The following is a 19,727-nucleotide window of genomic DNA, read 5'->3' on the forward strand; positions in this document are numbered from 1 at the left end:
GACGCGGTTGATGCCATGTCGTCGAGCGCGGTGCTCGAGCCACCAGCCGTTTTACCAATCCTCGCAACCCATCAACGTTCCCTCCAGACGCTCATACAAGGACACGCTCATGTCGATCGAAGATCGGGGATTATCCAGTCGAACTACCGCGCTTAACGCCAGCGACAATGCGAGCGTGAGCAGCCAATCGCTCGTGCGAGGCAAGACGCCTTTCGTCCTTGTCCACGGCGCATGGCACGGTGCGTGGACCTACGAACGCATCATTCCGCTGCTCGCCAGTCGAGGCCATGCGGCTGTGGCCCGCGATTTGCCCGCACATGGGCTCAACGCCAGGATTCCACAGTCTTACTTGCGCAGGCCGCTCGACAATACAGCGTTCGCCACCGAAAGATCTCCGGTAGCCGACACGACACTCGACGACTATGTCGACTCAATCGTTCGAACTATCGAGGAAGTGCGCTCGCTGGGTCACGACAAGGTCGTCCTGGTGGGTCACAGCATGGGAGGCGTGCCGATTACCGCTGTCGCCGAACGCGTTCCGCAATATATCGCCCACCTCGTGTACCTGGCGGCCTTCATGCCGCGATCGGGGGTCCCCGGCATCGCATACATCACAGAGCCTGAGAACGCGGGCCAACTCGTCGGCTCCCAGCTAAAGGCGGACCCGGTGACCATCGGCGCGCTGCGTATGGATCATCGCAGCGAGGACGCGAGCTATCGGGCAAATGGCAAGCAGACCTTTTACGGTGATGTCAGCGAAGAGGAATACCTCGCGGTTGCCAATCTCTTGACGCCGGATGTTCCCGTCGCACCGTTTGCGACACCTATTGTCACGACGCGGGAGCGGTGGGGAAGCCTGCGCCGTCATTACATCATGTGCCTCCAGGACTGGGCCATTCGTCCGGCGCTGCAAAAGCGTTTCATCGAAGAAGCAGATGCTTTCGTGCCTGGTTCTCCAACCGCTGTGTACGAGATGAACGCGAGTCACTCGCCGTTTATGTCGCAACCGGAAGCGCTTGCGGAATTGTTGTCGAGGATAGCTGCGAGTTGAACCAGACCATGTTCGTATTTCCTCTCGATCCTCGCGAACTGTTCGACGAACGCAGAATTCAGTTCGCTGCGTGGGGCATTCCGCGCGTGGTGATTGAACGCGTTGAGCGACGCGTGACAGATAACTGGAGTGAAGGGCCAGGCGGTTGGGCCTACGAATGGTCGCAGGAAGCCGTGGCGGCGGAGGCCGATAAACGTTGGCTGTTAGCTTCCACTCTCTATGGGGCCGCACGTTTTCCAGTGGTTTGCACGCCGCTGCGGCACGAGGCATTGCGCAAACAGGTCGACTGTTTCGTGCGTGCTTCGGTCGGTTTTCCGACGCATTTCGAGCGCACCGAAGTCCAGGTTGCTAATAATGCGGCTGTACGTTTTCCAGTGCACATATATAGACCAAAGCGACGCGGTGATTTTCCACTGGTGTGCCTCACCGGTGGAGTCGATACAGGAAAGATGGAGTTACATCGTCTCGCACTCGCGTTTGCGCTATACGGAGGCTTTACTGTGGTGGCGATGGACATGCCCGGAACAGGTGAGACAGACGTGCCGTTGCAGTCCGAAAGCGACTTGGTGTACCGCGCCGTAATGGCTCAACTTGGTGGTGCAGGTAAAAAGGCAATTGTCGGTATCAGCTTTGGCGGGCACTGGGCGGCCAAGCTGGCGCTGCGGGGTGACGTAGATGCCGCCATCAATTGGGGAGGGCCAATTGGTGCGGCTCGTATGGACGCGAATCGGGCATCACGCTTACCGAACGGCATGACTGGCATTGTTGCGAATGCCGCACGCCTGCAGGCCGTGCCAGATATTGCAGATACAGAGCGGCTGCTGCAGATGTTTTCCCTGAAGAACCAGGGTTTGCTCGACCGCGCTGATTGCGCACCGCTGCTGGCGGTGAATGGAGACTGCGACCCGTACATTCCGTCTGACGATGTGCGGGTGTTCGGTCGTTATCCATCGGCAGAGGTGTGGTTGTTTCCAGGATTGGGTCATTGTGCTGCGGAAGCTGCGCGCCGTGTGGTGCCGGGAATGATCGCGTGGCTGCGCGCGTCCATGTACGGTGATGGAGTACGCAATCGCCTTGCGTTAACGCTGGCTCAATGGATGTTGCCACCGCGCGTACGCGGAATGATTACGCCCACGGATTCACCAGTAGTCGGCGCGAACAAAAAGCCATCCAGCTAGACATCACAAGGACACTGTTGAATGAGAGAGAACATTCGATCGGCCATCTTTTGCGTGTTCGGGCTAGTGGCCGCTCCGCTGCTCAACATCACGACTGCGCACGCCGGTGACAACGAAAACGAAGCCCACGCGGTCCCATTTCTACAGGTCGCGGCATCTGCTGCGCCCGACCGCGAATGGCAACAGAAAGTGTGTCAACTGGCGTCTGCGGCGTGCAGTCCCGCGGGCGATCAGAACAGCGAGAACCCAGCGCCCGCTCTTTATCGCGCCAAAGGCGACGTGCCTGGAAACTACTACGCGATTCTTCCGGGCCCGCAACTACTGAAAGTCTCGTTCACATCGACCAAAGGCTGGAGTGTGTTGCAGCAGTGGGATTTCTCCGACTACATGCCCGCGAATCGCGTCGAGGGAGACGGCGACGCGCCTCCGCTCGAAATTTATCCAGCGTTATATCCGCTAGGTAGCGGGCACTTCGCAGTCGCGGTTCTGGCCGGATGGCACGAAATGTATTCGGGCGGCGGCGGGAGTTGGGAAAATGCCGACTTCGTCGAACTTGGCCAGAACGATCAGCACGCGAGCGCTCCCCGCGTCTCGAAGTTGCCATTCAGCTGTAACAAATCAATTCGGGCGTGCTTCTCCGATAGCGATTACAAGCACTCAGTGCACTGCACTGAAGACTTCGACGGTTCACTGCGACTGAAGTTTGTGCAAGGGGCGAGCGCGGGTAAGCTCGACTGGATCGCTACATGGAAAGAAAGCAGGTGGCCCGGAATGAAACCGCAAAATCAGACCAAGTACACGTCGGTTTCGGTGACTTTGCCCGCGAACCAAAATCCCGTTGATGCCGGTGAATCATTGCAAAAGAAAGTGCCGTTTTGCGAGCCGGCGAATTGAGCTGCGATTTAGTCGGCCGTCGCTCGGTATAGCAAACTGTCGGCCTCGTTCAACCGATCCGGCAAGGTAAAAGGACAGACGTGATGAGCGATAAAAGCGCGTTTGAAGGTTTCGATTTCGCGGGGTTCTGGGACGATCACGAGTACTCGCTAAAGAGCTATGTGGAACCGGCACCCAGCGATGAATTAATCGCGTCAATCGAGGAGGCGCTAGGCGGATTCCGGTTGCCCGCGGCCTATATCGAACTCGCGCGGATGCATAACGGCGGGGCACTCAAGCGACATTGCTATCCGACGCAAGAGCCAACAGGCTGGGCGGAGGATCACATCGCAATCACCGGCTTGTATGCGATCGGCCGCACGTCGAGGTATTCGCTGTGCGGCGACGCGGGATCAAGATTCTGGGAAGAAGCGTGGGAGTATCCGCCCATCGGCGTTTACTTCGCGGACACGCCGACCGCGGGGCATGAAATGATCGCACTCGATTATCGCGAATGCGGCAAGCAGGGTGAGCCCCAAGTCGTGTATGTCGACCAGGAAGACGACTACAGCATCACTCACGTCGCGCCTGATTTCGCCACCTTCGTTCGAGGGTTGGTCAGCGAAGAGCAATACGACACTTCCGAAGAAGACCGAAAAAAAGCGGTCGAGAAAGTCGAGCACGGCACGCTTTCCCCGATCGTACAGCGCGCATTGAAGGCGGCCGGCACGCGTTTGCCGGATGGCGAGCGCATGCTGCGAATACTCGCACGGCAGATCGTGGATGAGAAAGGCCACTTCTCGTTGCACGCCGACGAGCGTTCTCATCTGATGTACGGCCTGATGTTCTGGCTTTATTCGCAGTTGCGCACAGCGAACTCATTCGAGGAATTCGCGCATTATCCGAAGGGTGAGGCGTCTTACGACAGGCCTTGCTACGAATTGATGATCGTCTTCGACCTTGTCGCCGATCCCTACGGTTTTTGTACCGGTGGATATGCACCAGGTTTTGTCCGCGACTGGTGGAATGCACAGGTCAGTTCTGGAGAGATTGTCGCGACACCCGAGGGCTATCGTTTCACACTCGAAGCGGAGGCAACCCTGCTACGTCGGCTTTTGCATTTCGTTCGCTCTGTCTGACGAGGGCGGCTTCAGTCATGGATTTTCCGTGTGCGGTACATGCATGTGCCCGCACTCTTACACCCCATTCGCCGCCGCCTGTTCTTCTCGCGCATATTGCGTCGGCGGCCGGCCCACGTGCCGCGTAAAGGCCACACTAAACGTACTCGCAGAGCTATAACCCACACGCTCAGCAATCTCCGCGATACGACCTTCGTTACGGCGCAGTAGATCCTTCGCAAGCGCCATACGCCACGTGAGCAGATATTCCATCGGCGCAATGCCGACCGCGCGGTTGAAACGCTCGAAGAACGTCGAGCGCGAAAGCGCGGCCTCTTTCGCGAGTTCGACAACGGTCCATGCGCGCGTCGGCTGTTCGTGCATCCCGCGGATCGCGGCTGCAAGGCGACTGTCGGCGAGCCCGCTCACGAGACCTGGTGACGCGTTCGTTCCCGCTGCCGTCGAGCGCAGCGCCTCGATAAGCAGCACTTCCAGCAGCCGTGAAAGCACGACCTCGCGTGCGGGTCGCTGCTCGCGCGTTTCGTCGCGCACCAGTTGCACGAGCGTAGCGAGTCGCTGTTCGCCGCGTACATGCACGATTTGCGGCAGCAGCGAAACCAGCAGCGACGCATCCGGCGAACCGAACGTGCAGTGGCCCGCCATCATGCGCGCATCGATCGGATTGTCCGGCGCGCCGATTCTGAATTCGCCGTTGCCCAACTTAACGGGCGCCTCCGTCTCGACGCCCGCCGGCGGTGGCTTGAGGCTGGACATTGCGACACCGTATGCCGCGGGGATCAGGACGAAGTCGCCTGCCAGGAGCTCGATGGGTTCATGTCCGTCGATGGCCATGCGGCATCCGCCCTCGAGGACCGCGCAATAGAACGGCTGGCCCGCATCCGAGCGACTGACGCGCCACGGACTCGCGCCGTGGATGAGTTTGGAGAACCGCGCACCTGGCTGCAGCAGCGTGACCACTTCGGCCAATGGATCGATCATAGCCGGACTCTCGCAAATGAAATTCGGATTGTTGATTGTAGCAAGTACGGCCCTGGCAATCTATCGTATGGGCACACACCAACCCTTTCGCAGGAGTCCCCATGCAAACCGTCCTGATCACAGGCTGCTCTTCCGGCTTCGGTCTCGAGACCGCCCGCTACTTCCTCGCGCGCGACTGGCGCGTCGTCGCAACGATGCGCACGCCGCGTACCGACGTGCTCCCGGCTTCAGATCGTCTGCAGGTGCTGGCGCTCGATGTCACGAGCCCCGAGAGCATTCGCCAGGCAGTCGAGGCCGCGGGCCCGATCGACGTCCTCGTCAACAACGCCGGCTTCGGTGCGGCTGCGCCCGCCGAAATCGTCCCGCCCGCTACGGTGCGCGAACTGTTCGAGACCAACACCTTCGGCACGATCGCCGTGACGCAAGCAGTACTGCCTCAGTTTCGGCAGCGTAAGGCGGGCGTCGTCATCAATGTCACTTCGAGCGTGACGCTAAAGGCACTCCCGTTGATTGCGGCGTACAGCGCGAGCAAGGCTGCGGTTAACGCATTCACCGAGTCGTTGGCCGCGGAGGTCGAACAGTTCGGTGTGCGTGTGCGCCTCGTGCTGCCGGGTCGTTCGTCTGAAACACGCTTTGGCGATAACGCGCGCGCTCATATGCACGGCTTCGACCACGAGGCCTACGCCGATCTCGTCAAGGAAGTTATGGCGCGACTCGGCGATACGTCGTCTCCGCTTACCCACGCTCCAGACGTCGCCGAGGCCGTATGGCGCGCCGCAACCGATCCGTCATCGCCGATGCGTATTCCCGCCGGCGCTGACGCCGAAGCATGGGCAGCCGAGGTTCGCTGACACACCGGCGCTTTTGCGCCGAATTCAAGCGTCACGCTAAAGCTATAGCTGCAACGTAATGCCACAAGGAGCTTGTTATGAATGACAAACGCATCGCTCTCGTTACTGGAGCTAATCAAGGAATCGGTCTTCAGATCGCTAAGGATCTGGTCACGCACGGCTTCACGGTGCTGGTCGGGTCGCGCAATCTGGAGCGCGGCGAGGTTGCGGCCAAAGAGGTCGGGCCGGACGCACTCGCACTTCAGCTCGACGTCACGGATCAGGCTTCGATTGCTGCCGCGGCGGAGCGCATCGGCAGAGAGCTGGGTCGTCTCGACCTGCTCATCAACAACGCGGCGATTTCGAATACGAAAAAACGACCCAACCAGTCCGTCGAGGAGTACTCGAACACGACCCGTCCGAGTAACGTGTCGTTCGACGAAATGCGTGCCGTGTGGGATACCAACGTGTTTGGTGTTCTCGCTGTGTATCAGGCAATGTTGCCGCTTCTACGCAAGGCGCCGGCCGCCCGCATTATCAATGTGTCGAGCGGTGTGGGATCGCTGACGACGAATCTGGATCCGGCCTTCCACTACCGCGGGATTTTCGGGCCCGTTTATCCGGCGTCCAAGACGGCGCTTAACGCTTTGACCGTTGCTATGGCACTCGAGCTGGAGCCGGAAGGGATCAAGGTCCACGCCATTTCTCCTGGCTTTACGAAAACGAACCTCAACGGATATGCCGGCACCGATACTGTCGAGCAAGGTGCGCGCGAAGCAGTGCGTGTTGCGTTGCTTGGTCCGGACAGCCCGACAGGGACGTTCACGCGCTGGGAGGATCAAACGATTCCGTGGTGATGTAGTCGTGAACGTGCGACATAAGGAATCGATTCTTCATGGAGTTTTCCTTGCGTCAAAGATCAAGGAAAACTCAATTCCCAATTACTGAACGTGTCGATTCGATGCAGTGAGACCCGCCTAACTATCAACATGAATAGGTCGTGAAAGTATCATACGTGGACTAAGCTGATTTGGCCACATAGATCGAATCCGGATCGATCGACCTCAAAGTTCATTTAGCACAGCCTCTTAGTAAATCTCGGTGAAGTGCCGCAACGCAGTTGCGGCTTCCCTATGGTCTTCCTAAAACAAGACAGGAGCGTGAGTGTGATGAAAAAATTCATGATGAATGTTATGCGGCGTAATAGCGCATGGGCAGTTGCCTCGCTATTAATGTTGACGACTGTTGCCGGGTTGTCTGAAGCAAGAGCACAAAGCGTCGCTTCTGCCGATGTGAAATTGACGTCGGTTGGTATGCTCAAGGAGAACCTTCGTCCGCAAGGGGTACCCAGTAATTTCGTAGTTACCCCCAACGGATATTTTTCACCCGAGTGCGTGCAGACCGTGCACTCCGGAGAAACGCTGAACGTGGACGGCACGATCGCCCAGAGCAAAGGGACGCTTCGCAAACCGGCGCTGTGTACGCAAGCGCATTACGCCATGAATGGCGCGAAGGTCGAGGTGGATGGCAAGACCAGCGCGCAGGTGAAGAGCGCGAATCCGAGCATCAGTGGCTGGGTTGAGTCCACGAACTACGAGAGCGGGACGAATATCGGTCGCATCGTAGCGAGTTGGACTGTGCCGTCGAATCCTAGCAACGTCGGGAATCAGATCGTGTACTTCTTCCCGGGCCTGGAGCAGCTTCCTAACGTCGTATCGATTCTTCAGCCGGTGCTTGGGTGGAATGGCTACAACGATCACGCGTGGACCATGGCAAGCTGGAACTGCTGCGTGAGCGGCACGACTTACCACAGCGATCCGATCAATGTTTCTGCCGGTGATGGGATTGTTGGCGACACGCACTCGACTTGCGCGGCAGGCACCCAGAATTGCGGCACCTGGGCGATCGTGTCTAAAGACCTTCATACAGGCCAAAGCACTACGCTCAATACCAACCCGCAAGGTTCGTTGACATGGGTGTTTGGCAGCGTGCTGGAAGCCTATGGCATAGATACCTGTGACCAGTACCCTCAGAACGGATTGATTAATTCCTACGACATTGGGGTCTACGACATCAATCAGACACAGATCGCTTCGCCGCCGTGGAATTCGGCAAATGCGAGTGGATCGCTTACGCCGCAGTGTAGCTATAGCATCTACTCGGCACCGTATGGCGCTACGCTGTATTTCTAACTGAGGAGATTGTTGTTAGTTGTTTTGCTGGCGGGGTAGGTCGTCAGTTGGAGGCGACCTACCGGCTAGGGGTTTCTCTAGTGTGTCGCGTACAGTGCACGTCACCATGTCCATGCTTTCCGATCGAATCGATTGCCACTATATTGGCGATCACAACACCCACGATCACGCCGAGACATGAAAAAACCATCCACAAAGAAACCCGCACCGCCCGTTGTCGTGAACGTCAACGACGTCAAGGAAATTGAGCAGATGGAGGGCAAGCACTGGGGTAGCGCCTGGAAGCCGCTCACGCCTGCGCTCGATGCGATACCCGGGCGACTTGGGGCCAACCTGTCACGTGTGCCACCCGGCCGAACTGCCTGTCCGTTTCACACGCACGCACGCGAGGACGAGGTGTTCTTTGTGCTCTCGGGACGCGGCGTGCTTCGCTACGGTGACACACTCCAGGAGATCGGTGCAGGCGATTGCATCTCTTGTCCCGCAGGTACGGGCATCGCTCATCAACTTGCCAATCCGTTCGACGAAGAACTGATTTACTTCGCCGTGGGCTTGAACGATCCGCACGAGGTTTGCACCTATCCGGATAGCGGCAAGGTGATGGTCCGCAGCCTGAAGACAGTTGGCCGACTGGAAAAAACGCTCTACCTGGACGGCGAGTCTGAACTGCCCCATGTGTTTGATCTGGCGCAACGGTTCACGACTACGGGCAAGGAAAAATCGGCGACTCGCCGCAAAAAGCTCAAACGCTGATTGGTGAGAACGGTTCGGGTAAGTCGACGCTGATGATTTATCCCGACTAACGTTCACATGATCGAGTCCGGCTGTGCATTCGTTTCAGCTAACCGACATGGTGCCGTAGGACCGGTTCAACGACGAACCCGTCAGTAACCCGGTCGCCTCGTTTGTATCATTGCGCGCAAGCTGCAACTCAGCCTGAACATTCTGCGCTTGTGCGCCAGGTACTGGCGCCGGCGCCGGTTCACCACGCCGTGAGTTGCCAAAGCGATCAGAGATCGCATCCGAAATTTCCGAACTGTCGTTAACCAGGATGTCACCCAGGCCGAACGGTGCCCCGCCCGCGGCACCGACCCACGTCGCCTGCGCAAGCCCCTTGCTCCATGGCTGGTGCTCGATTGCGTTGGTCGCGATCTGGGTCAGATCGTTCGCTGTGATGCCCTCACCCACGTTGATGATCATTTTCAGCGTCCCGCGCAGCAACAGGTTGCTGACTCCCTTCAGTGCCGGACCCGCAGTCAGACTGGCGCCAAAAGACATCACGCCGAATATTGCCCCGCTAACAGCGCCCCCGGCGAGCGCTTCATCGAAACCCTTGCGCGTGAATTCGTGCCCCGGCCTGCAATCGTACTGAAAACCTGCCGTACCGACGCCAAACATCGTGTTGGTGGTGATCTGCGTGGCGAAGTTGGCCACTGTGGTTCCCGCTTTGGCGAGCCCAAGAAACTCTTGCGGCACACGCAGGGTGACATTGAATATCGACGATGAAGTGGACGTCGCGGCGGGCTCCGCTGCAGTTGTTGCGGCAACGGTCGTGTCGGTTGTTTCGGTGGTTAGCTCGGCGGTCAAATCCGCTGTTACCAGGGTGTCGGCGATCCCTTCTTCAGCCGTTGCCGTGACTACTGCTGCAGCGCCGAACGTGAAGAAACTCAGCACGAGGCCGGCGACGGCGAGCGCCGCCATGCCCACACCAATGCCGATCTGCGCACCGACGGTCATCTTGTTGCCGCTCGGATCGCCAAATACGAGCGGGTTGTTGCCGACAAATAAATAGGGACTCGCGAATTGCCGCGCGGTATCGGCCGCGAGAAAGCGCCGCAGATCGGGTGAGTAGAGGCGCGCACCGAAGTTATAGAGTCCGGTCTCGTCGTCGTATTCCTTACCCATGAAACGGAACGGCACGGCGTCCTGACTCGAACCTGTCGCCGAAGCGAGTGAGCCGAATGCCCGATAGGCGAATTGCGCGACAAGCTGGTTCTGACTGTTGACCGTCGCGAACACCGTATGCGCGGAATCGTTGAGCGGGAAATAGCACTGGTCGCTGACCGCGGCGATCAGTCCGGTCGGGCCGTAGACGAGCGCCGACCAGGTGCCGTCGCGCTGCACGGTCAGTGGGTTGCGGCTCAGTCCACTGAACGTGATGTCAGCCTGCGCAGCGCCGCTCACCACCTTGAGTACGCGCTGGCCGAAGCTGTTATAGGCAAAGCGCACGGCCATACTACCGTCGCCCGCCGCGATGCCTTGCACGAGGTTCAGCGCGGGATCGTAGTCGATGCTTTCGCTACCGGTGTTGATCAGATTGCCGCGTGCGTTATAGACAAACGAAGTGGGTGTTCCGCCGTCGACAGTAAGCGTGCTCAATTGATCGGTACCGGCGGTATTCTCGAACGCATAAGCCGCACTACCGTCCTGCGTTAACGACCAGATATTGCCGTTCGCATCGTACTGGTCGATCTGCTCGCTGCCGATAGACGAGTCGCCGACGAGTGCTGCGACGACACGTCCCTGGGCGTCGTATGTGTAGGTGGTTTGCGTCGTTTGTGGCGTGTCGAACGCCAGCGCTAGAGTACGGCTTTGTGGATAGCCATTCGCGAAGTACTCATAGCCGAGCGTAAATGCAGCGTCACTCGCGCCTTGCACGGTGACGCTTTGCGAGGCCGGCCATCCCGGCGATGCGTATTCGAATGCACCTGTTAGTGCGCCGTTATTGCGGACCTCCAGTTCGACATCACCATCTGCTGTGTACGTGTACGACGCGATGTCCGTTGGCGTCGTGATCGACGAACCTATGCTCACGACCCGGGCGGCAGCATCGTAGCCATAGAACGCATTGCGCAGCGGCGACGAGGCCGGATAGGTGATCTGCAGTACCTGGTCGAGATTGTTGTACGCATACGCTATCGTGCCGCTCGCCGACGGTTGTCCGTCCACGGCGAGCGTGACAGCAATCACGCGGCCGTCGAAGTCGTATGTGAACCGTTCGTGGACCGTAACCGGCTGTGCGCCACTGACATTCGCTGGTGCCTGATTGAACGTCAATGCAACGGTCTTGCGACCGATTTGCGTCGGGTCATTGCCGTCGCCGTCGTAGTGGTAGCTGCGAACGACAGTAAACGGTACGTCGCCATGTGGCCATGACGCGTCATTGGCTTTTTTCTGCAGGGTGGTCACGTCCCACGTTTGCGCGACGGTGCCTTCCTCGACTGTGCGGCCGAGCGCGTCGTACCGGTAGTAGATGAAGCCGACATCGTTTGGATCGAGTGACGGTTGTACAAAGCGTAGCCGGCACGCGGCATCGCAAATGATCGACGTCAAACCGCTGTTCGGATCGGTGATCTGCGTGGTTCTACCCGCGCCATCGCGCTGTAGTTGAGACGCAAAAGCGGAGGAGTCCGATTGCGGCGAGGTCGTGAAGCTGTTGGGTTCGCTGATCGACGTGTTGCTCGACGATGCAGTGAAATCCACACTGGCGAGACTCTGTCCTGAGACAGCACCCGTTTCGTCACTGATGCTCGCAGCGACATTGCGTCCCTTTGTGTCGCGCAGGGACATCAACTGGTTTTTAACGGGGCTGGTCACCGTTTGCGTGGCGTAGTTTTCGGGTAACCCGAATGCATCGCTGGTGTTCGCGCCAAAACCGATCTGCGTCGTCTGACGCGTTGCCGGTGTGGTTTCCTGCACATCGTGCACCGCATAGTCTTTACCGGGCACACCCTGTTCGAGGCGGCGCTTGCGGGGCGATGCTTCGAAGCGGTAACCGTAGTAGGGATAGCCTTCGTCGTTGGAGCGGCTAACGGGACCGTCGCTTTGCCCGGCGTAGTAATCGGCGATATCGCCTGTCATGACCCAACTGTCCTGCATCGATGCGAGGAAAGCATTCACGTCGACGAAGCCAGCATGGAAGCTCAGGAGCGGCAGCGTCGCACCGCTGCCGAAGCTCGCCGGCGCAAGCCGCGTAATGGCCACCGTGCGCCCGATTGCGTCGGAGATCACAGCGGAGATGACCGCATCGCTGCCGAGCCATTGGTGCGTCTGGCACTTCTGTCCGGAGGCGTCGCGGAAGCCCACACTCATGCGTGGGCCGGCCAGCATCGCCAGATTCGACAGCGCAAATGTATTGGGGCCGGTCGACAGCGAAACGACACTGAGTTTGCCGCAAGCAAGCGATGCACTGAACAGCAGTTGCCCATCGCCGAAGAACAGCACGTTGCTGTTGCCCATGACGAGCAGCCATTGCGCAGGCACGTTGGGTGGCGTGCCAAGCGGGCTTTGCACGGTGCTGCCATCTGGCGCGGCGAATGAGAACCCACTGGAAGGATCGAAGGCGATCGTGTACCCGGAACCGAACGTGATACCGAGCGGCCCGGCAAGCGTGCCGTTGGTCACCAGATCGAAGTAGAGCGCGGTGCTCGTCGCGTCGCCGACATGACCGCTATTGCCGCCTTGCCAGCTCAGCGTATCGGAAGTCGTGGCGGTGTGTTGCAGTGTGCCGCCCGTGCGGTTCCAGTTGCCAGGATAGTTGCTCGCCGACCAGTGCTGTTGCCATTGGTCGCCATTCAGAAACGTTTCGAGTACGCCACCGTCCGCGGGGCTTAGCGACAGATCCGCATTCGGTGCGCCGGCGTCAAAGGTATTGCTGGCATTTCCTTCACGCGACAGAAACGCTACCGACATCGTCTTTACCTGCTCGTCTGCGCCGGTCGTTGCTGTCAGACGCTGGAACCCGTTGTAAAGACGGCGCATCGTGGTGCCCGACGCGTCGACCGTTGCGGTGAGCAGGCGATACGACGGATCGTAGATGCGCGCCGACATCTTGCCGAGTAATGGCGTGACGAAGATGTCGTCGAGCAGTACGGCATCGCTACTGTTGTTGGCCGCCGCGACATTCAACGCGACGCTCTGCTGTCCGGCCTTGATCGGAATGCCGAGCGTCTGGTAGGTCCATATGCCGTCTGTGTCGGAGAATGCCGCACTTAGCGGCGCGCCCGCGACGCCATCGACGGTGACTGTCACGCTGAAGCCGGTGCCAGTAGTCGGTGTGAAGCCGGACGGCGTCTTGTACCAGAAGCCAAGCAGATAGGTCGTATCGATGTTCGGCGGCGTGATTCCAACCGATAGCGATCCCTCCCCTGCGGCGCCAAGACTCAGGCTGGCCGTACCAGTATGCGCATCGTCGCTCACCGGCGTGCAGCCGTTGATGCTCCAGCCGTTAGTCGACTCGTAACTTTCGAAGCCCAGATACGCACATTCGCCATCCGCCAGCGACGCGTTGGTGAACAGCGCAATCGCAAACGTCGAGCCGATGCTGTACTGCGTCGATTGCACGACGCCGGTCGGATCCCGCGTCTGCGCAGGTTGACCGTATGGCGTGTAGGCGAGCACGAAATTCGACGGCAGCCAGCCTTTGGGTATCTCGCCGGTCTGGTAGTCCCCGAATGGAAACGGCACGTGACCGGTGCCGTCCCATACGAAATTACCGGACTTGGACGGTACCTGTACATCGCCGCCGTACGCAGAGGCAAAGCTCGCGAACGTGCTCGCCGTGGCTTGCGAGACCACGCGGCTACCGCCTTCGCGTTCCCAGTACGTGACGGCTTGCGCAACGTCGCTCAAACGATGCGTTGCGAGCATGGCCGCCGACACGTTGGTCTCATCGACCTGATAGGCGAAGAGTGTGTCGGCCGTGAACGTTTCGAGCTGACCTGTGCCGCCATATGTCGTGCTACGGCTCGATACGACCTGGCCCGAGAACGGTGCGGAAAATCCATTGTCGACATAGCGCGAGTGCTGCGTGCTTGTCACACCATCCTCGATGCTGGTCTGAGCGGTCTGGCACAGGAAGCCGCCATTCAGGTTCAAAACCGGTGCCTGTGGATCGTCCGCGGAGGACGCGCGGGCCGGATAGACTTGCCATTTGGTGGTCGACTGGGCGAGCAGATTGCCGCTCGCGTCATAGGTTTGTTGCTGATGCAACTGCCCGTCGAGCATGTTGTAGAAGTCGGCACCGTCGAGCACCTTCAAGCCGTTCAGATACCGGTTCACCGTCCAGCCAAACGCCGGTTGAGATGGATCACTGGTACCGGGGTAGACGGTCGACTCGTAGTACTTGAAGACCTCGCCGGTCGGATCGCACGCTGCAGAATGCGCATCCGGTACGAAGCTGTATGCGCTGGTTTGTCCGAGGCCGTTGTCGACGGCGAGACCTGTGACGGCGTAGTGAATCAGATTGCCTTCGACAGCGTCGCCCGCATAGGCGTGCAGGATGATTTGCGAGGCGTTGTCGAAATCTCCGTCTGCGCCTGGATAGGCGACGAACATGTTCATTCCGCCGGGACTGGTTCCTGCACCGGTGTCACCCTCTTCGCTCGTATAGATGCGCTGTCCGGCAAACGGTTGTGCTTTGACCGATACCCGACCGTTGCGCAGCATGGTGGCCGCAACCTGATCGCTGCTATCGGCTGCGGAATCGAAGACGTAATACGCGAGAAAATCAGGCGCTTCGTCGATCACCGCTTCCGAGTTCAGGACATAAACACCGTCGCCATCAAGCACCTGATTAACGAGCGCCTGAACATCGGCGCGCGGATTGCGTTGCATGACGTTGTCCCAACTGCACGCTGTGTTCCGGTAGTACAGATACTGTCCGAGTGTCAGCCAGTCTGTACCGCCGCTCGAAGGCCAGTTGGCAGTGGCATAAAACGTCGTCGGATTCGTCAAGGTCTGCGTGGGTGTGACCGGTGCACGTGTCCACGTCGTGCAATCGGTGTCCGGATCGAATGACAGTACCTGTGCCGCTGGGTCGCCTCCACCGTTCGGGTACGCAAGAATCTGGGCAACGTAATCCGGTCCATACGTATAGCGCTGCTGCAGGCCAGATGGAGCATATGACACGTTCAGGCTGTCATTCTCGAGCCACGTGGCGCCATTGAAGCGCAGCACATGCCCGGAGACGGCGACGAGCTCATTGCCGACCACGCTGGGAATCCAGCTAATCGGGAAGTTGCTGTCCATCACGTCGGTAAAGTCGAACGACGGTACGGGCAGCAATGGGCGATACAACTCATCCCATTGGACGATGGCCAGCGTGTAGGAGATCTCCGTTGCGCCCGCAAAAGTCAGACTGCTGACAAGCACCAGAGAGTCGGAGGGTGTCAGTGCAATATCGCTCGGATCGGATGCGGAAAAGTTCGGTATCTGTAGCGTCGCTGCGGCGTTCCAGTTGAGACAGGCGTCGAGTGCAAAGATCGAGATGTTGCCCTGTAGATCGAGTAGCAGGTAGTACTCGTTGCAGGCAGTTACCGTCAGTTGCTGCGGCTGCGGCGGACAACTTTCGCACGTCCAGGCCGCATCGCTCCAGCGCCAGGTCACGCGATCATAGGACGTCGATCCGTTCACGGCGTTCGTGGTGGCGGCGATCAGGAACGTGCTGCCGCCTTCCAGTGCCACGCTGCCGCTGGCTCCGGAGTAGGTAAGGCTCGGTGTGTTCAGACCGGTCTGCGTGCCATTGATGGTTGCCGCTACCCACTGCGAAGGACGTGCATTGTCTTTCTGAAAGACATACACGGTGGTGTTGTTCTGGCCGTCGCCCGGCACGAACGAAAGCGCGAAGAAATCTTCGCATGCGATCACATCGAGCGTGTCCAGCGTGAGCCCGGCGCCCGCGTTGCTGTAGATCACGCTGTCGCTGGTGGGTTGCCACAGTTGCCAGTTGCCGAGCCAGCTGTATACCTGCAGTGACAACGCGCCGTTCGCCGGCGAGTACCACGTGACCACGGCATAGCCATCGCCGAAAAACACGCGAGGTGTGGCGCCGGTGAATGTTCCGCCTGAAGGCGGCGAAACTGTGTACGAGCGATTGCAGATATCGAGCGATTGCTTCGTGTAACTGTACGTTGCTATCGCACCCTGGCTGTACGTGATGGATTTGAGCGCACCCGGGCTCGCACCGTCCCCGGTCGCGTCGAAGTAGTAGTCGAACGCGAGCCCGGGAAGACTGTCGCCGCTCGCATTGGTGAGTGTGATGCCGGTGAGAAAACGTTTGCAGGTGTCGCCGAACAATTCGCCTTGCGAAGACGTCACATTGGCAACGGGACTACCCGCGCCGCCCGCCGGACTGGAGGGTTGGTACGCCAGGGTAAAGCTGAACAGCGTTGCGCCGCTCGTGTCCAGGACGGTGACGCCTTGCAGGTACAGCGTTTCGTACTGGTCCTGGTAAGCGTTCGCGTTGGTGTTCGGCACGGCCTTGTGCGGGTCTGCATATTCGCGCGGGCTCTCCGGCGTGGCGTTGCTCCATTCCTTGTCGTCGTAAGTGAGCTGGACGGTTCGCCCGAATACGTCAGTCATGCCGGTCAGGTAACACGCTTTCGTATAGGGCAAGCCGTCGGGGCCGACGCGCTGTTCGACGGTCGGTAGCAAACCATCGGACAATCGCGGCCAGTCGTTGTAGCGATAGCTGACCGAGTCGCCCCATACATTGGTGACCTGGCAAAGGTGCCAGGCGCACGCGTACTGGACCTGTCCTTCGGTTCGCGCGCTGTCACCCTGCCACAGCGCAACAGGTGCACCCGATGAGTCGGTGCCCGACGACCAGCGCACCCCCCACTCGACACTGTTGCCTGCCGCGGTTGCGTAGCCCTGTTGCGTATTTGCCGTCACGCCGCCAAACGACTGCCTCAAGCCGCCATTGTTGACGATGACCCAGCGCTCGTAGCAGGGATAGTAAAGGATCTTCCAGAACTGATAGTTGACGAGCTGGTACGACTCTCCACCGTCGAACACATCGAGATCGTCGCCGTTGAGCGCGAGATTGAATAGCTGCTGGTTGTCGCCGTCGGCCAGCAGCCATGCCGATGAACCCGTAAGCGTGACGAGTGTGTTTGCCGACAATGGCAGGCCGAGTGCACCGAATGCCGCGACGATCGCGGCCGGGACCGCGTCACCGTTGCCGAGCAACGCCGCTAGCGAGCCGTCCAGCGAGAGGACAAACGGATTGTCGGGCTCGCGTGCGAGATCGGTGGAGATGCTCTGGCTGACGTAGCTGTAGCTACGCGTGGCAGCGACGAGGGAACCCGTATCGTTGAGCACGATCGTCGGTATCGGCATGCTCCACCCGAGGCCGAGTGTGCTGGTCGGCGCGTCAAGGTTCCAGGTGGTGGCATCCTGAAGGACATTGCTCTGATACAGCAGCGCGATGCTCAGATCGAGGTTGTCGCCGGTGCGGCGTCCGGGCATCGACAGCAAGGTCTGCGTGAAATTGATGTCGCCACGAAACAGATTGACGCTGCTGCGCAGGTCCCCGACGCTACTTGAATCGAACTGAAACGAGCGAATAGCGGGGATCTGCGAATTGTCGGAATCCGCAGCCATGATGGGCTCCTTCGATGTGACAGCTCGAGCAGGGGTGTTTCTTCTTCGGGTTCTGCTTCAGGCCTGAATGCCGATCACGACGATGGAGGCGTAGCTATTGCTGTTGTCCTGATTGTTACCTGAATCGTCATACATCCATGCCCAGACGCCGTTCGTCTGCGCGTAACTCGAACTGCTCGGGTCGACCCAGGTTCTGTTGTTGCCCGCACCGATTGCCTTAACGTGGTGGTCGTCGGAGTCGGGATATTGCACCTGGAAACCGGTCAGGAAGCTGACCGCGGCGCTGATCGGCGTACCCATTTGAATAACCGGCTCGTTCGACGATGACTGCGCTTGATACGGAACAATGACGAAGCCGGGGGCGGACATCGATGTAGCGATCAACGATCCGGTCGCGGTCGGGTTAACAGCCTGGTTGCCTGATGCATCGTTCATGCCCGCAGTGACGGCGATGTAGCCGACATTGCTCGATTGCGACGCACTGACCGAGGCTTCAACCAGGTTGACGTGATGATCCGTGGTGCCGTAGCTCAGGAAGAACCCGTCAAGGACGGACTGCAAGATATTGTTCCCGTTAGGCAGCGTGATTCCGTTACTCTGCTGACCGTTTCCCACCGTAACCGGCGAACTCAGCACGATCTGGTTCGATGAGCCACCCGCCCATGCGATGACTGTGACCGTGACATACGACGAGCTGAGATCGATGTTGTGGCCCGACGCGTCCTGCAACACGACGTTGGCCCCCACGTTCACCTGTGCGCCGCCTGGCCAGTTCGTCGTCAGTTGGATACTCATTTGTTCGACGTGGTGGTCGTCGCTTCCGTATGACAACTGGAACGAGGCGACACCCGCGAGAAATTGAGTAAAAGAATTGTCGAAAGTGAATGTCGTGGAGCCGCCGTTCATCACGACGTTTTGACTTTGTATTTCAAGGGCCATTTCGTTTTCCCCCGTCGCCGACTGTGTCGTAGCGCTGGGTATATTGTCTTATGAAATAACGAAAATCAAGGTCGACTTGCTGCTTCCTTTTGCATCGGGGGTGAGACAAATTCAGTATGGAGGCGGTTACATAACTCGCGTAAAAACGCGCACCATATCGGCGAATATGACGAAGAATTTCTATGGGGAGATTTACGCTTTGTACCCTGATTGCAATTGCGTACGGACGCAATTGTTCAGGCAGCGCTGATCTCCCGTTAAGCCTTCTCCGATCAATGCGCAGTGTTGTCTCGACCGATCGCATCCAGCTCGGCGAGAACCTCGTCCGTCAGCGCGCACTGCGCTGCCTGCATGTTTTCACGCAGATGCCCAACCGATGACGTCCCCGGGATCAGCAAGATGTTCGGTGCACGATAAAGAAGCCACGCGAGCGCAACCTGCATCGGCGTCGCACCGATCGTCTGGGCAATCTTCGACAGTGCCGACGACTGTATCGGTGAGAACCCACCAAGTGGGAAGAACGGCACATAAGCGATGCCTTTGGCAGCCAGTTCATCGACCAGCGCGTCATCGTCGCGTTGAACCAGGTTGTACTGGTTCTGAACGCAAACAATCTCGACAATGCGTTGCGCTTCGGCGACCTGAGTCGACGTTGCGTTGCTCAGACCGATGTGACGAACGAGTCCTTTGCGCTGCAGTTCGGCAAGCGCGGTGACCTGTTTTTCAATCGAGCCTTCCGCAGGCGCGTGGACGTTGCCCATGATCCGCAGATTGACGACGTCGAGCGCGTCGAGGCCGAGATTGCGCAGATTGTCGTGAACGCCGCGCGCGATCTCTTCCGGCTCCTGCGCCGGAATCCACGCGGCGTCTTCGCCGCGGCGCGCGCCGATCTTGGTGACGATCAGCAGATCGTCCCGGTAGGGATGGAGCGCTTCGCGAATGATCTGATTGGTGACGTGCGGCCCGTAGAAGTCGCTCGTATCGATGTGATCGACACCGAGCGCGATCGCTTCGCGCAGCACGGCGACGGCTGCGTCGCGGTCCTTCGGCGGGCCGAATACGCCGGGGCCGGCGAGCTGCATGGCACCGTAGCCGACGCGGGACACGGAGCGACCGGCGAACTGGAATGTGTTGTTGGGGATGAACTTCGACATGGCGCTACT

12 protein-coding genes are annotated in these 19,727 nt (G+C 59.1%); 8 read left to right on the forward strand and 4 right to left on the reverse strand.

Features of this window, described 5'->3' with window-relative positions; genetic code table 11:
* Positions 1 to 109 precede the first annotated feature (109 nt).
* The 4 genes from M0D65_RS18065 (at position 110) to M0D65_RS18080 (ending at position 4,241) form a co-directional block, all read left to right on the forward strand.
* Positions 110 to 1,051, forward strand: a complete 942-nt coding sequence (locus M0D65_RS18065) for an alpha/beta fold hydrolase (protein WP_266253899.1) — start codon at positions 110 to 112, stop codon at positions 1,049 to 1,051.
* Positions 1,048 to 2,229, forward strand: a complete 1,182-nt coding sequence (locus tag M0D65_RS18070) for an alpha/beta fold hydrolase (protein WP_266253900.1) — start codon at positions 1,048 to 1,050, stop codon at positions 2,227 to 2,229. Before M0D65_RS18065 ends, M0D65_RS18070 begins: the two co-directional genes overlap by 4 nt.
* 21 nt (positions 2,230 to 2,250) lie before the next feature.
* Positions 2,251 to 3,123 (forward strand): hypothetical protein, encoded by an 873-nt coding sequence (locus tag M0D65_RS18075; protein ID WP_266253901.1) that lies wholly within the window; start codon positions 2,251 to 2,253, stop codon positions 3,121 to 3,123.
* Positions 3,124 to 3,206: 83 nt separating this feature from the next.
* Complete coding sequence (locus M0D65_RS18080; RefSeq protein ID WP_266253902.1) at positions 3,207 to 4,241, forward strand: SMI1/KNR4 family protein; 1,035 nt, start codon at positions 3,207 to 3,209, stop codon at positions 4,239 to 4,241.
* 57 nt (positions 4,242 to 4,298) lie between these two features.
* Here the strand turns inward: M0D65_RS18080 and M0D65_RS18085 are convergent, their stop codons facing one another.
* Positions 4,299 to 5,219 (reverse strand): AraC family transcriptional regulator, encoded by a 921-nt coding sequence (locus tag M0D65_RS18085; RefSeq protein WP_266253903.1) that lies wholly within the window; start codon positions 5,217 to 5,219, stop codon positions 4,299 to 4,301.
* A 101-nt stretch (positions 5,220 to 5,320) separates the two neighbouring features.
* Here M0D65_RS18085 and M0D65_RS18090 point away from each other — a divergent pair, with 101 nt between their 5' ends.
* The 4 genes from M0D65_RS18090 (at position 5,321) to M0D65_RS18105 (ending at position 8,994) form a co-directional block, all read left to right on the forward strand.
* A complete protein-coding gene (locus tag M0D65_RS18090; RefSeq protein WP_266253904.1) occupies positions 5,321 to 6,070 on the forward strand; it encodes an SDR family oxidoreductase in 750 nt (249 codons plus the stop codon).
* A 77-nt stretch (positions 6,071 to 6,147) separates the two neighbouring features.
* Positions 6,148 to 6,906 carry an SDR family oxidoreductase gene (locus tag M0D65_RS18095; protein WP_266253905.1) on the forward strand — a complete coding sequence of 253 codons (759 nt, stop codon included), beginning with the start codon at positions 6,148 to 6,150 and terminating at the stop codon, positions 6,904 to 6,906.
* Positions 6,907 to 7,218: 312 nt separating this feature from the next.
* On the forward strand, positions 7,219 to 8,241 hold the full coding sequence (locus M0D65_RS18100; protein ID WP_266253906.1) for a hypothetical protein: 1,023 nt from the start codon (positions 7,219 to 7,221) through the stop codon (positions 8,239 to 8,241).
* Between the two features lie 177 nt (positions 8,242 to 8,418).
* Complete coding sequence (locus M0D65_RS18105) at positions 8,419 to 8,994, forward strand: cupin domain-containing protein (protein ID WP_266253907.1); 576 nt, start codon at positions 8,419 to 8,421, stop codon at positions 8,992 to 8,994.
* Between the two features lie 84 nt (positions 8,995 to 9,078).
* Here the strand turns inward: M0D65_RS18105 and M0D65_RS18110 are convergent, their stop codons facing one another.
* From M0D65_RS18110 to M0D65_RS18120, 3 genes are all read right to left on the reverse strand, one after another.
* Complete coding sequence (locus M0D65_RS18110; RefSeq protein ID WP_266253908.1) at positions 9,079 to 17,625, reverse strand: RHS repeat-associated core domain-containing protein; 8,547 nt, start codon at positions 17,623 to 17,625, stop codon at positions 9,079 to 9,081.
* Positions 17,626 to 17,682: 57 nt separating this feature from the next.
* A complete protein-coding gene (locus tag M0D65_RS18115) occupies positions 17,683 to 18,534 on the reverse strand; it encodes a hypothetical protein (RefSeq protein WP_266253909.1) in 852 nt (283 codons plus the stop codon).
* 302 nt (positions 18,535 to 18,836) lie between these two features.
* Positions 18,837 to 19,718, reverse strand: coding sequence for an aldo/keto reductase family oxidoreductase (locus M0D65_RS18120; RefSeq protein WP_301718687.1), 882 nt, complete (start codon positions 19,716 to 19,718; stop codon positions 18,837 to 18,839).
* Between the last annotated feature and the right edge of the window lie 9 nt (positions 19,719 to 19,727).

Origin of the sequence: Paraburkholderia sp. CHISQ3 (assembly GCF_030464945.1) — a bacterium.
Classification (GTDB): Bacteria; Pseudomonadota; Gammaproteobacteria; order Burkholderiales; family Burkholderiaceae; genus Paraburkholderia; species Paraburkholderia megapolitana.